This window comes from Streptomyces sp. NH27 (assembly GCF_056859195.1).
The window spans coordinates 1-12,876 of record NZ_JACEGK010000204.1; the positions used below are offsets into that span (position 1 = coordinate 1).

The 12,876-nt window shown below is 68.4% G+C and carries 14 protein-coding genes; 9 read left to right on the forward strand and 5 right to left on the reverse strand.

Annotation, left to right across the window (positions count from 1 at the left end; genetic code table 11):
• Window positions 1–85: 85 nt before the first annotated feature.
• The gene (locus tag AC13HU_RS18090; protein WP_483042922.1) at window positions 86–400 is read right to left on the reverse strand and encodes a hypothetical protein; all 315 of its coding nucleotides are present in this window, start codon (window positions 398–400) and stop codon (window positions 86–88) included.
• Window positions 401–725: 325 nt separating this feature from the next.
• Window positions 726–1,403 (reverse strand): hypothetical protein, encoded by a 678-nt coding sequence (locus tag AC13HU_RS18095; RefSeq protein WP_483042923.1) that lies wholly within the window; start codon window positions 1,401–1,403, stop codon window positions 726–728.
• A 313-nt stretch (window positions 1,404–1,716) separates the two neighbouring features.
• Here AC13HU_RS18095 and AC13HU_RS18100 point away from each other — a divergent pair, with 313 nt between their 5' ends.
• From AC13HU_RS18100 to AC13HU_RS18110, 3 genes are read left to right on the forward strand one after another with little or no spacing between them, the layout of a single operon-like run.
• Window positions 1,717–2,400, forward strand: coding sequence for a hypothetical protein (locus AC13HU_RS18100; protein WP_393669865.1), 684 nt, complete (start codon window positions 1,717–1,719; stop codon window positions 2,398–2,400).
• A 41-nt stretch (window positions 2,401–2,441) separates the two neighbouring features.
• Window positions 2,442–3,860, forward strand: coding sequence for a ParB N-terminal domain-containing protein (locus AC13HU_RS18105; protein ID WP_483042924.1), 1,419 nt, complete (start codon window positions 2,442–2,444; stop codon window positions 3,858–3,860).
• The gene (locus AC13HU_RS18110; protein WP_483042925.1) at window positions 3,861–5,696 is read left to right on the forward strand and encodes a DEAD/DEAH box helicase; all 1,836 of its coding nucleotides are present in this window, start codon (window positions 3,861–3,863) and stop codon (window positions 5,694–5,696) included. It abuts the gene before it with no gap.
• Window positions 5,697–5,716: 20 nt separating this feature from the next.
• Here AC13HU_RS18110 and AC13HU_RS18115 read toward each other — a convergent pair whose 3' ends face one another.
• On the reverse strand, window positions 5,717–5,905 hold the full coding sequence (locus AC13HU_RS18115) for a hypothetical protein (RefSeq protein WP_393669862.1): 189 nt from the start codon (window positions 5,903–5,905) through the stop codon (window positions 5,717–5,719).
• Between the two features lie 67 nt (window positions 5,906–5,972).
• Between AC13HU_RS18115 and AC13HU_RS18120 the strand changes: the two genes are divergently transcribed.
• Both AC13HU_RS18120 and AC13HU_RS18125 read left to right on the forward strand, forming a co-directional pair.
• Complete coding sequence (locus AC13HU_RS18120) at window positions 5,973–6,926, forward strand: NaeI family type II restriction endonuclease (protein WP_483042926.1); 954 nt, start codon at window positions 5,973–5,975, stop codon at window positions 6,924–6,926.
• Window positions 6,923–7,414, forward strand: a complete 492-nt coding sequence (locus AC13HU_RS18125) for a very short patch repair endonuclease (RefSeq protein ID WP_483042927.1) — start codon at window positions 6,923–6,925, stop codon at window positions 7,412–7,414. The genes AC13HU_RS18120 and AC13HU_RS18125 overlap by 4 nt, the downstream gene beginning before the upstream one ends.
• Window positions 7,415–7,447: 33 nt before the next feature.
• Here the strand turns inward: AC13HU_RS18125 and AC13HU_RS18130 are convergent, their stop codons facing one another.
• Entirely contained in the window at window positions 7,448–8,722 is a 1,275-nt protein-coding gene (locus AC13HU_RS18130; protein ID WP_483042928.1) for a DNA cytosine methyltransferase, read from the reverse strand.
• 419 nt (window positions 8,723–9,141) lie between these two features.
• Here AC13HU_RS18130 and AC13HU_RS18135 point away from each other — a divergent pair, with 419 nt between their 5' ends.
• Window positions 9,142–9,900, forward strand: coding sequence for an 8-oxoguanine DNA glycosylase OGG fold protein (locus AC13HU_RS18135; protein WP_483042933.1), 759 nt, complete (start codon window positions 9,142–9,144; stop codon window positions 9,898–9,900).
• Window positions 9,901–10,021: 121 nt separating this feature from the next.
• Here the strand turns inward: AC13HU_RS18135 and AC13HU_RS18140 are convergent, their stop codons facing one another.
• The gene (locus AC13HU_RS18140; RefSeq protein ID WP_483042929.1) at window positions 10,022–11,371 is read right to left on the reverse strand and encodes an NsdA family TPR-like regulatory protein; all 1,350 of its coding nucleotides are present in this window, start codon (window positions 11,369–11,371) and stop codon (window positions 10,022–10,024) included.
• Between the two features lie 167 nt (window positions 11,372–11,538).
• On the opposite strand from AC13HU_RS18140, the gene AC13HU_RS18145 reads away from it, so the two are divergent.
• From AC13HU_RS18145 to AC13HU_RS18155, 3 genes are all read left to right on the forward strand, one after another.
• Complete coding sequence (locus AC13HU_RS18145; RefSeq protein WP_483042930.1) at window positions 11,539–12,078, forward strand: ATP-binding protein; 540 nt, start codon at window positions 11,539–11,541, stop codon at window positions 12,076–12,078.
• Window positions 12,079–12,155: 77 nt separating this feature from the next.
• Window positions 12,156–12,560 carry a hypothetical protein gene (locus AC13HU_RS18150; RefSeq protein WP_483042931.1) on the forward strand — a complete coding sequence of 135 codons (405 nt, stop codon included), beginning with the start codon at window positions 12,156–12,158 and terminating at the stop codon, window positions 12,558–12,560.
• Window positions 12,561–12,639: 79 nt separating this feature from the next.
• On the forward strand, window positions 12,640–12,876 hold a 237-nt coding region (locus tag AC13HU_RS18155), incomplete at its 3' end, for a helix-turn-helix domain-containing protein (protein ID WP_483042932.1).

A 12,876-nucleotide genomic window follows, 5' to 3' on the forward strand; every position in this document is an offset into this window, starting at 1 on the left:
ACGCGGAGCCGTGCGCCCTACCCCGCTATCTCCGGGTCTGCCATGCCGGACAGGCCGGCTGGCAGACCCGGATCGGCCGACCCGCTCAGTTGCGGATGTGCAGCCCCAGGAGGTTCACGACGCAGGTGGCCAGAACGGCTCCCCACCGCCACAGGCGGTCTCCCGCCATCTCAGCGATCCCCTGGGCCACCCGGGTCAGCGCGTAGACGACGAAGGGGCCCGCCAGGCCGTAGATCCTGCGGATCCGGGGGTCGCGGCACTCGGACAGGAAACGCAACTGGTAACGGGCGGGGGGCTTGCGGGTGCTGCGACTGACGGGACGGTTGGTCCGGCGCGTGCGGCGGCCCTGGGCTGCGCCCTTGGGCGACGCCCGCCGACGCTGGCGATTAGTCTTGCTCATGAGGGATTCCTTTGCGGTGCGTCTGCATGTTGGGGTTCCTCGGAGGGCCCGGTGCGGTCCGGTTTTCGAGGCCGTGGACCGGCCGGGCTCCTTCAAGGCGTGGCGGGATAGAGCCGGCGGCCCGGAAGGGCGGCGGCTCGCGGACGTGAAGCAGTATCTGACCCGCTTTCTCGCATGATTGGGACGCACCGACGTCAAAACTGCCCGTCGAATGCACGATCTAGGGCTTCACAACTTGCACCCCGGCGAATAGGATTCGACGGATTGCTGGAGATCCTACACGCCCGCCGGTTTCCGGAATAACACCCGCCCCGAACAGGCGGAGTCAAGATTGCACCTCCGCCCGCGCGCGTGATGCGAAGATCACCATGTCAACCAGTCCACCACTCCGATGAACGACCATCTCCCCGAGCAGGATACGCGCGGCATCTTCGTCGCCGCGCTCCAGAAGCATTTCAACAGCAGACTGAAGCTGCGCCACCGGCGCAGAAATACTCATGCGACGTAAAATGCGGAATGCCCCATTCCGGTTGCCAGCCCCGAGGAGGGCGAGAACTTCCCCGGTCGGCGAGCGCTTGCCGACCGCCGGGAGGGACGGCGCCTGCGCGTTGCGCCGGTCCCCCTCGCTACCGACCGGTGGACATTCGCTGTTGCGCCGGTCCCCCTCTGTCCGCACCAACCTGGCGGCGCGTCGATCTGTGCAGGCCGAGGAGCCGCAGCAGACTTCGTGGCGCATGTCGACCAACTGGTCCAGCCGGTAAGGGACGGTGCGCCCCGTGGCCAGCGCCACCTTCACCGCCTCGGAGTACAAGCTGGCGAGGGACCGCTCCTGCGGAGCGCGGCGCCCGTGGAGCCAGTGGGAGACCGCGGCTTCGGAGACGCCGACCCGCCGAGCCACCGATGCCATCGTGAGCGGCGCGAACAAGGAGTACAGCTCGTTCAGGGCAGCGGTGAATTCCCGCTCGATCCCTCCGTCAATGTCGACTTTTACCGTACGCGGCACAAGACCTCCGGCTCCTTGGTGCGAGGGAGAGTGCGACCCCTATGGGCGACGCGGGTTGACACTACATCGGGCAGCAGGCCCCCGGGTAGCCGCCGCAAGGAGGAAATTCCCTACCGTGCTGTAAAGAATCCCGTTCGCGCACACCGCCGTCGGGAAGGACGCATATCCACGCGAAGCGCCGCAACTAGAACATATGAGCCGTCATGTCCCGCCGCGACCGTGGTATAAATAATCCGGCGGCAGTGGGCTCTCAGCGCGACAGCCCTCCCGAGCCGCCGTCTCCTGAACTACTTCCGAAGATCCGGTGGTGCGAATGTCCGACCTCCCCTCGTGGGAAGACACTTCCCTGGGAACGATGAAGCGGGTCGCCCTCTGGCTGGTGACCGTCGTCGGTGAAGGCGAGGTCTTCACGAAAGAAGAGTTGCGTCGAGCGTTCCCCGGTGTCTCGCAGGTCGACAGGCGTATGCGCGATCTGCGGGACTTCGGGTGGTCTATCAGCACGAACAGAGAGGACGAAAGCCTCGATCCGGTCGAACAGCGGTTCGTGGAGCCGGGGATTCCCGTCTGGGAGCCGGGGAAGGCGACCCGGCCCCGCGGCACGATCGCCATCGGGGCCGGCAGGCGGCGTGAGATCATCTCCCGCGATGGCAACATGTGCCGCTCGTGCGGTATCACTCCGGGCGCCCGCTACGAGGGGACCTACGAACAGGCGCAACTCGACATCGCCCGCCGGCGGGTGCGGCGCGCGGATGGCGCCGAAGAGCCCGAGCTGGTCACCGAGTGCCAGCGGTGCCGCCTCGGCGCCCGCGAACTCGTAGCAGACCTGACGAAGGTGCTGAGCACCGTCAACGCACTGCCTGTCGCAGAGCGCCGCGCGCTCGCCGGCTGGGCTGAGGCGGACGAGCGGGTCTTCAGCGCGGCCGAGCGGATCTGGGGCGAGTACCGCTCCCTGCCTGAGGAGTCCCGCGCCGCAGTCCGTGCGGCGCTCGGGCTCTGAACAAGCGCGGCGAACACGATATCCAGCAGGGGGAGAGTGCAGTGACGCAAGACTACGGGCGCCCCGCCCGCGCCGAGGAGAACCGCGCGACGGTGACGCGACGGCTCAAAGAACTCGCCGATGCCGACGGGGCCCGCGAGACCCTGACGATCGAGTGGCGCGGCAAGCCCGGCCACTTCGACGTCATCGAGATGCAGGTGGGGGACCTCTACTACAACCCGGCCACACACCGCATCCGCGCCCAGCGCAGCCACGACGTGGGCCGGGACAGGCTGCTGGACACCGAGCCGTGGAGCGACAAGAGCCAGGAGTACCTCGACCTCCTGCTCAAGGCCCTGCCTTCTGATCCCTCCCGTCCGGACCCCGAGTTCCTCAACCTGGCGGAGAGCCTCCGGGACTACGGGCAGAACGACCCCGGCCTGATCACCCGCGACGGCGTCCTCGTCAACGGCAACACCCGGCGGGCTGCGCTGCTGCAGGAGTTCGGACCCACCCGCGCGATGCGGGTTGCTGTCCTACCCCAGTCGTGCGACTGGTCCGACATCGCCGCCGTCGAGCTCTCGCTCCAGCTGCGCAAGGACCACCGCAGGGACTACTCCTACATCAACCGGCTGCTCGCCATCGACGAGATGGCGGCGCAGGGAACGTCGCTGTCGGCTATTGCTACGGCCTTCCGCAGCACCGTAGAGGCGTGCCGACGGGACCAGTGGGTCCTCAGCGTCATCCGGACCATGATCAAGAGGAGCGAGGCCAGCGGGAAGGCACTCCCGCTCATCGCGTTCGAGGACCACACGGAGAAGCTTCGGGAGCTCCACCGCAAGTACGCCAAGGAGGCCGCCAGCAATCCGGACAAGGCGGAGCTGATGCTGGAGTCCCGCCTCTCAGCCATCGCGCTGGGGTTCTCCAAGACCGACGTGCGGCTCATCGAGTCCGACTTCCAGGACCGCTACCTGGCGAAGGCGCTCCCGGAGGGCCTGCGGCCCAAGGCGCCGGCTGCAGGCGAGGTGAAGATCCCCGGGCTGGCGCGGTCGGTGAAGGGACCGTCCGACAGGCTGGCCTCGGCCCGCGCGATGACCGATGCGCTCCTCCAGGCCCGGGCGCTCAGCTCCGCGGATGTGTCGCTCAGCAGTCGCGACGGAGTCCGGGCGCAGAACACCCTCGCAACGTACAAGGACGCCTTCGAGGAGTCCCTCGAGTTCGCCGGCAAGGACGCCCGGGTCCGCAAGCGCAAGCAGGCCGCTCCCGCCCGGCTGGCCGACGCGTGCCAGGACATCGACCAGTGCGTCACCGACCTGGTCATGTCCCGCAGTTCGCGCAGCCTCGACGAGGATGCCTTCGACGACGCCGTGGCCAAGCTCAGGAAGAGCCTGGGTAAGCTCGCCGTCGAGGTCAAGCGCACCATCCCCGAGCCCGGGGACGAAACCTCCTGGCTGTTCGGACTGCTCAAAGAAGGACTGTGAGTGCCGGATACCACCGCTCCCAGCCTCGCCCTCGGGTTCGACATCAGTCGGACCCGGGCACTGCTGCGGACGGTTCCGGAACACAAGGGGGACCTCGCTCGGCTGCTGTCCCGGTTCCCCAGCGGCCGGATGACCGAACTGCTCACCGCCGCGGTCCCGGTCGATGAGTTCGTCGCGGGCCTCGAAGCACTCGCCGGATGGCCCGACCCGGAGGGTGTCGTCTTCGACGGCCCCTTCCAGGCTCTGGTCGAGGAGATGCTCGACACCGCCGAGACCGCGGAGCGGTTCCTCAACGGCGGGACCGACGGGGAAGCCGTCGCGCCGGAAGACCTCGACGGCCTGCTGGGCGACGGATGGCGCGGCGGTCTGACCTCCTTCCAGCAGCGGGACGCGGCCCGGCTGCTGTCGCTGCGGCACGGGGCGAACTTCAGCGTGCCGGGGGCCGGCAAGACCCGGGTAGCGCTGGCCGTGTTCGCCGCGCTCCGTGAGCGCGGCGAAGTCGACCGGCTCCTCGTCGTCAGCCCCAAGTCCGCCTATGAGGCGTGGCAGTTCGAGAGCGGTGTCTGCTTCGAACGGCCGCTGGACGTCCAGGTGGTCGGCAGCCGGATGCCCGAGTCCGCCGACGTCCTCCTGGTGAACTACGAGCGGCTCGGCCGTTCCCAGTTCGGCCTGGCGGACTGGCTCACCTCCGTGCCCACGATGCTGGTCCTGGACGAGGCCCACCGCATGAAGCTCGGCGGCGCCGGCGTGTACGGGGCCGTCTGCCTGGCCCTCGGCCCGCTGAGCACCCGCCGGCTCATCCTCACGGGTACCCCGGCACCGAACGGTGCGAAGGACCTGGAGAACCTGCTGTCGTTCGTCTGGCCCGGCCATGGCCGCCGGGTGGTGACCCAGGCGGTCGACGGCGGCGACCTCGCCCAGGCCAGCCGCGTCCTGCGTCCGCTCTACACCCGCACCACTAAGCAGGAGCTCGGCCTCCCGCCCGTCGACCTGCGGCTGCGGATGCTGCCCATGCCCCCGCTGCACCGCGAGATCTACGACGCGATGGTCGGCCGCTTCACCGCGCGAGCCGAGGCCAGCCGCTCGGACTTCCAGGCTCTGGGCAAGGCGGTGCTCCGCCTGCTGATGGCTGCCACCAGCCCGGCACTCCTCGTCGAGGGCGCCACCAAGTACGAGCCCCTCTCGCTCCGGGTACCGCCGCTCACCGTCCCCGACGGCGACCCCCTCATGGCGCTCCTCCGGAAGCTGCCGAGCTACGAGGTGCCGCCCAAGTACCAGGAGGCGCTGGCGATCGTGGCGGCCAACGCCGCGGAAGGGCGCAAGACGCTGGTGTGGGCGAGCTTCGTGCGTAGCATCACGACCCTGGAGCGCCTCTTCGCGGACTACCGTCCAGCCGTCGTGCACGGGGGGACCCCTGACAGGGACGAGCAGTTGCGCCGTTTCCGGGAGGACGCGGACTGTGCGGTCCTCGTCTCCAATCCGGCCACTCTCGGCGAAGGAATCAGCCTGCACCAGGTCTGCCACGACGCGGTGTTCATCGACCGCGACTTCCAGGCCGGGCGCTTCCTCCAGAGCCTCGACCGCATCCACCGGCTCGGGCTCGCCCCGGACGCCGTGACCCGCATCACCGTCCTGGCGTCAGAGGGGACTGCGGACGAGGTTGTCGCCATGCGCCTCGGCGAGAAGCTCGACTTCATGGGCAGGATCCTGGACGACCCCTCCGTGCAGATGCTCAGCGATCTTGAAGAGGAGCCGGCCATCGCCGCAGGCATGGACGCGGCGGACCTCCAGGCGCTCCTCCGATATGCTCAGGGAGCAGAAGCCGAGCGCAGCTGATCCCATCCGCGGTCTGCGGATCAGAGCGAGCCGTCGTGCAACAGCCGGTCCAGTGCGTCCGCCTCACGCTGGAGCACGATGCGGCCGTCGCCGTCGCTGAAGGCGAGCAGCCTGGACCCCGTATCGAGACCCGCTTCGGCCAAGAGGCCCAGCGGCAACGCGACTCGTCCGTCGTCATCGACAGCGGTTTCAGCGGGTTCGCGGATCATGGCACCGAGTGTTCCACGCCCGCCGCGGTGCCTGTCCGCGAAGCAGGGACGGATAGGGTCACGTCCTGTGGATGAAGGCATCGAGGGGGTACAGGCCCCGCTGTGGGGGCCGCAGCCTGAGCAGGATGCGGAGCTGGAGGCCGTGGCGGCGGCGATCCTGCGGCAGGATCTGGACGGAACGCGCTTCGCCGGTGCGATCCGCAGGAGCATCGACATGCTCCTCGACGGACAGCACACCGGCCGCTTCCGCTGGGAGCAGCTGTACAAGACCGAGAAGGCCCATATGGGGACCCTCGTCGAGATCAATCTCCAGCGCGAGTTCGGCTTCGGCGACGGAGTGGACATGGATTACCGCATCGTCGGGGTCGACGTGGACTGCAAGTTCTCTCAGACCCCGGGCGGCTGGATGATCCCCCCGGAAGCCGTCGGGCACCTGCTGCTGGTTGTCTGGGCGAGCGACATCAAGGCGCAGTGGTCCGCCGGCCTGGTGCGCGCGCTTCCCGGCAGCCTCAACGCGGGCGAGAACCGCGATGCCAAGACCACCCTGAACAAAGCAGGGCGGGCAGCTATCCGCTGGCTCTTCCGCGAGGCCCCGCTCAAGGAGAACATGCTGCTCGGGCTCTCACCGGATGATGTCGAGTCGGTCCTCGCCCAGAAGTCGGGACAGGGCCGGGTCGACGAGCTCTTCTTGCGGGCACAGGAAAGGCGCGTCAGCAGGAACGTGGTCGCCACCGTGGCCATGCAGGAGGACTACATGAAGCGGGTCCGCTACAACGGCGGCTCCCGCTCGCGCCTCCAGTCCCGCGGCATCGTCATCCTCGGCCACTACACGAGCCATGGCGACATCGCGCGTCTGCTGGGTCTGCCCGTCCCACAGGCAGGGGACTCGGTGAGCGTGCGGCTCGCACGTCGGCAGGCGCACCACAGCGACGCGCCCTACATTGAATTGAACGGAGAGCAGTGGGTACGAGCACTGCCGTCGGACCCCGAAGAGACCGTTCCGAAACTGCCCGAGATATGAGCGCGAAAGCAAACGACGCCGACGCAGGCGCTGCATGGACTGCGCCGAAGGGCTCGTGGGCCTCATCGGCCGCCAACCGGCGCAGCATGCTGGGGAACCGCGCTCGCGACACCGCCCCGGAGCTGGCCCTGCGCTCCCTGGTCCACGCGGCCGGGCTGCGCTATCGCGTCGCGGCCAAGCCGCTGCCCGGCATGCGCAGGACCGCTGACATGGTGTTCCGGCCAATACGGGTGGCCGTGTTCGTCGACGGCTGCTTCTGGCACGGGTGTGAGCAGCACTTCGTGCCGCCGAAGACCAATCCCGACTACTGGCGGGAGAAGATCGGCGGCAATATGCGCCGAGACCGGGAGACCGACGCGCGGTTGGAAGACGCCGGATGGCTGGTCCTGCGCTTCTGGGAGCACGAGCCTGCCGACGAGTGCGCGGAGGCCGTGGTCGGAGCGGTGAGAGGGCGGAGGGCAGCCAAGCAGCGCCGGGACGACGCGTAGGTGGTCGCCCGGGCTGCCATACCGCAGGGGCAGTCAGCTGATCCTGGACTTGTTGACCGCGAAGCGCTCGTGCCGTTCGTGGCCTTCCTGCCCTACGAAGGCCCTGAACTCGCCGAGGGTGTAGGCGTACGCCCCGCTCGACCGCTTCGCCCGCTCGATCACGAAGTCCCGCTCAAGGTGGGCCAGATGCTGCTCCACCTCGGGTTCGGTCAGCTCCACTCCGGCCTTCTGGAGTTTGGTGATGATCTGGTCCATACCGACCGGGCGGGGGGCTCCGTGCAGCAGCTTGTAGACCGGGTCGTGGATCACCTCAGTGGTCTCGACCAGATCGACCTTCTCGCCCTGCTTGCTGAGTGCCCGGTGGATGGAGCGGCCGACCGCTGCTGCGACAGGCGGCGGGAAGGCGTTGCCGATCTGGCGGTACTGGGTGGTCTTACCACCGGTGAAGTGCCAGTCGCCCTCGTTCCACCCCTGGATGCGGGCGACCATCTCGCAGGTCAGCTTCGGACCGGGCTTATCGGGGGGTACTTCCCACCCGGCCAGGGGCGGCTCGTTGCTTACGCCCATGGCGTCTACGCCAAGCTTCGCCCAGGCGGCCTTGGCCCGGGTGGGGCCCAGGTCTGCGCCACCGTGCTTCTTCGAGCCCCCGACAATGGTCGGCCCGATGCCGGCAGCCGCTGCCGCCCACGCGTCGACACCCTCCCAGCCATTTGAGGCCATGAGGTCTTTCAGTGTCTCGCCCACGGTGGGAGGAGGCCCTTCCAGCGGTTCCGGCCAGGTGAAATACGGGGCGAATTCACGTTGCAGGGCGACAAGGACAAAACGAGGGCGGAGCTGTGGGACACCGAAATCGGATGCTTGGAGCAGCCGCCATGAGGCCACATAGTCGTACCGGCGCAGCTCATCCAGCACGTGTTGGCGGTATGCGGCGAAACGGTTGGCGCTGAGGCCGCGCACGTTCTCCAGCATCAGGGCTTTCGGCTGGATGATCCGGACCTGCCGGACTGCCCAGGCGAAGAGGTCGCGCTCGTCGGTGGCGCCTAGCTGCTTGCCGGCGATCGTGAAGGGCGGGCAGGGGACGCCGCCGGCCAGGAGGTCGGTCTTGCCCCTGTGGTCCTCGGGACGCCAGACCTTCGGGTCGGCGACGTCGCCTTCCTCGACCTTCCAGTCTTTCCGATTGTGCTTCAGCGTCTTGACAGCGTTGGGGTCCAGCTCCACTGCCAGCTCGTGCTCGAAACCTGCACGCTCTAGGCCTAGGGCCTGCCCTCCTGCCCCAGCACAGATCTCGACTACACGAAGCTCCGCCATTTGCCCTCCATCACGTGCACACCGCTGGGCTGGCGGGCCCGAGACCCGCCGCGCTCCCTCTGCCGCGTCCGAATTGGTTCGAACGTACTAGCGATCCGTTCTCTTCGGACGAACATCCCAGCTTGTCTCCGGCCAAGTCCAGCGGGTCGGCGAAGTACAGCTGACCGCGAACACGAACTCCGGGACGCCAGTGTAATTGCAGGTCGGGCCTCAACCAGGGACGCAGCCTCCCAGAGGAGCGAAAGGAGGGTTCGCCAGGCCTCTGACCTGTGATGAAGCCTCCTCTAGGCGCCTCGGAGCGCCTACGGTCCCCGCGATGCGGCGCCTTTCTGGAGCGTCAGCTGCCAGGATGCTCTGCAAGAACATCCCGGGGAGACCAGATGGGCCGACAACAGCTCGCCGACGTCCTTGATGCCGAAATGGCAGCCCGTCTGCTGCCGGACTCCGCCGTTGCGGCCCTCGGCCTGTGGCTGAGAGGAGCCGGCGCCCAGTACGCAAAGGGCACGGGGAGCCACACAGTCCCCTACACTCCCTCTCGCTGGGCCGCGGTCGTTCCCTGGCCCGGAAGCCTGGCTGACCGGAGCGGCACAGGAAGTGCCCTCTTGAGCCGGGGCCAGGCGGTCTCGGCGGTGCGTGACGCCTTGGCGCGGGAAGAGTGGGCCGAGGCACTGGTGGCCTCATACGTCTGGGGGCAGGGCAGGACTGGTTACGGGCCTCATCGGTTGGCTGAGATCCTCAACGAGTCTGGTGTCGCCGACCGCCTGGCCGAAGCGGCCGAGGTACTCAGAAGCAATGGCGCGGTGGCCTCGTACGGCGTCCTGCGAGGGGCGGTAAAAGGCCTCGGTCCGGCGTTCTTCACCAAGCTTCTCTACTTCCTCGGCCCGGCGGGTGGAACCGCACCGCCCCCCGCACCGTTGATTCTGGACATGCGGGTGGCGCGAGTGCTTCGCACCTACGCCGCTGGCATCGGCGAGCAGATGGGCGAGCAGTCCGCCGTCAAGGTGGCGGCTTGGATCTGGAGCGACGGCGGGTGGACCCCGCATCGCTATGACGTCTACCTGCGATGGATGACTGCCGCGAGTGGGCAACTCGCCTCGGCAGGAATCGGCTGGCCCCCGGCTTGTCCGGATCTCCTCGAACTCGCCTTCTTCGAGGGCCGGTGGAATCCCACCGCGTAAGCGCTGTCCCCGGCTATCGCCACTTGGACCACGCGGCCTTAGCGGGGACACCAGGGCAACCGGCCGAGTGCCCAGCGGACAGATAGCGGAGTCGACGCACGCACAGGTTGGCAGTAGCGAGCTATGCCGCCATACCCTTCCGGGTTGCGACTTCTCGGGCGCGCTGTTCCAGGGTGCGGACTGCTGGGGACTTGCGGTGGGTGCGGATGCGGGTGCGCATCGTGTCGAAGTGCTCGTCTCCGCGTGAGGACGAAACCTGTTCGTAGTCGTCCAGGAAGAGCGCCCAGGTGGCGCAGGCGGCGTCGAGGTGGCCGAGTTCGAGTTGGCGTTGGGCGAGGAGGCCGTTGGCGTGGACGCGGCCTTGGCGTTCCTGCGGGGGCTGGGTGCGGAGGCAGTCCTGCATGGCCTTGACGGAGCCGGGGAGGTCGCCGAGGTGGTGGAGGACAGCGCTGGTGTGGAAGTGGAAAGCGGAGGCGTCGTAGCCGCCGACGGCGTCCTTGCGGGAGTCGGCCTTCGACAGTGCCGCCTCGGTCTCTGCCAGCCGGGCGAACGCCTGGGCGCGGTCGCCGGTCTGGGCGGCGGAGGCGGCCTGCTGGCCGGCGAGGAAGGCGTGGAGTCGGGGGCCTGCCTGGGGTGAGGCTTCGGCGGCGGCGTCGGCGAGTTGGAGGGCCTTGTTGCCGTAGCCGAGGCTGCCGGCCTGGAGGCTCATTCCGCGCAGCGTGCGGCAGTACGTGAGGTGGTCCTCGGCGGCGCCGGCGAGCTTGAGGGCCTTGACGTAGTAGCGCTGGCCGAGGCCGTGCTCGCGTTCGTACATAGCCATCCAGCCGGTGAGGTAGACCAGGTCGGAGGCAGCGGAGAGCATCGCCGAGCGGTGGGCCTCGCTGGCGTCGGCGCGTAAGTACGGAGCGACGGTGTTCACCAGGAAGGCCGCCGCCATGGGCCGTGCGTGGCCGCCGCCGAAGGTGTCGAGGATGTCCGCGATCCGCTCGGTCATGGACCGGACGATCTCGACCTCGCCGTCTCCGATCCGCGAGGTCGGCCGAGCCGACGCGGCCCGGTCCGTACCGGCCAGGTCCGGGAACCCGGGGACGGCAAGTGCCGCTGAGTAGAGGGCTGTCGTCAGTACGCCTCTGCGGGAAGGGTCCATGTCCGCCTTTCCGAGTTCGAGAAGGTCGTCAACAGTCTCTCCTCCCCCGGTGGCTGCGACAGCGCCGGTACTCGCCAATCCCGCTTCCTGGAGGGTCACCGGGCGCTTCAACCGCCGGGCGAAGACCTCCGCGATGACCGGCCGCACCCTGGCCCGAGGCATCGTTCCGCTCAGCCAGTGGCTCACTGCGCTCTGGTCGTAGTGCAGCGCCATACCGGCCTCGTGACCAGCGCGGTTGACCGCGAGGGCGCACTGGGTCCGCGACCAGTCGGCCTCGTCGAGTAGCGCGGCGAGACCGGTATTGCGTGCAGTGGGTTGAGTCATCCGTACCAACTCCCCGGAGACGCGGGCTGCTTCATGGCTTTCATGGTCGCCCCTTCGCTTCACGGTACCGCTCAGCGTGTTCACGCGGTTGCGTAGTGCGTGCAACGAGCACGACGCGAAGACCCGATCCCTGAGCACTCGTCCCGCACGCGTGGGGAGGTGTGACCATGACGTCCGCCGACAGACCGCTGATCAGCAGCCTGGACCTTGCGCCCCAGCTGTACTCCGTTCGAGCAGCCCGCCGCTATGCGACGGCCGCGTTCCAGAGCTGGCACATTCCTGCCGACACCGTCGACAACGCCGTCACGGTCATCTCCGAGCTTGCCGCCAATGCCCTTCGGCACGCAGCCCTGAAGCCGGAGGCAGAAGCGGAGCCGCCGACCGGTCGGCCTGTGGCCAGCGCCTGCACTCTCGTACTGCAACTGTGGCCCGCATACCTCCTCATTCTGGTCTGCGACGAGGACCGTCGGCTGCCGGTCCTGCAGCATCCGTCACGCGACGCGGAAAGCGGCCGTGGCCTGCAACTGGTCGACGAACTCAGCGAAGCGTGGGGATATGCCCTCCCAGAACCCGCCGCTGGCAAGGTGGTGTGGGCGCAGATCATGCTCCCGGATCTCCCGGAGCATGAGCCGGATCGCAACAGTGCGACAGGGCGGTCGGCGCTGCCGTGGGAGCTGATGCGATCAGCAACGGCGCCCGAAACGTAGGACATGGAATTCCGCCCCCGCAGGCGAAGCCCCCGCACCCGGCACAGCCGATCCGAGCAACTTCAGAAAGCCGCACCATGAAATCCGCACCCGCCCTCTCCCCGGTCTGCGGCGCGACAGCCGTCCTCCCCGTTTCCCTGGCCGCTCAAGCTCTCGCTCTGGCGGCGCCGCACGGAAGTGCGGACTTGCAGGGCGTGGAGAGACAGCTGCGCTGCTGTCTCCAGGACCACGAATCCGGCGCGCACTACGCACTGGCGCTGGACCTGCCCGGCGCCGAGACAGGCGCAGTCTGGGCCCGCTGGGAGCCCGGGGCGGCACCTCCCTGTTTCGTCCTGGAGGTGCTGCCCGATTGCCCCGCTACGGACCGGGTATCGCGCGAGCCGTGCAGCGAATTCGCCGGTCACCACGGCGGGCACACCTATGAACTGACCGACGATGTGGCGCCCGACAGCCGGGGGACCCCCGGGGCGGGCAGTCTCTGACCGGCTCGGCAACCTCCCGCGGCACCGGCGTCGGTGCACGTCCTTCCGTCCAACCACCCTTCCACCGTTGGGAGTCGTCATGGCATCCCGTACCCGAAGCAGGCCTCGCAGGCTCCATCAGGAGCCCGAAGCCGTCACCTGGGCACGCGAGAAGGCCGGCCTGACCAAAAGGGCACTCGCCCGCACCGTCGGCGTGTCAGAGCAGTTGGTGGGCGAGATCGAGTCCGGCTGGCGCAACGCCACGCCCGCCAACCTGGCCCGTATCGCCGAGGCGCTGAACTGCCCAGTCGTCTTCCTGGAACGCAGGCGCCAGCGC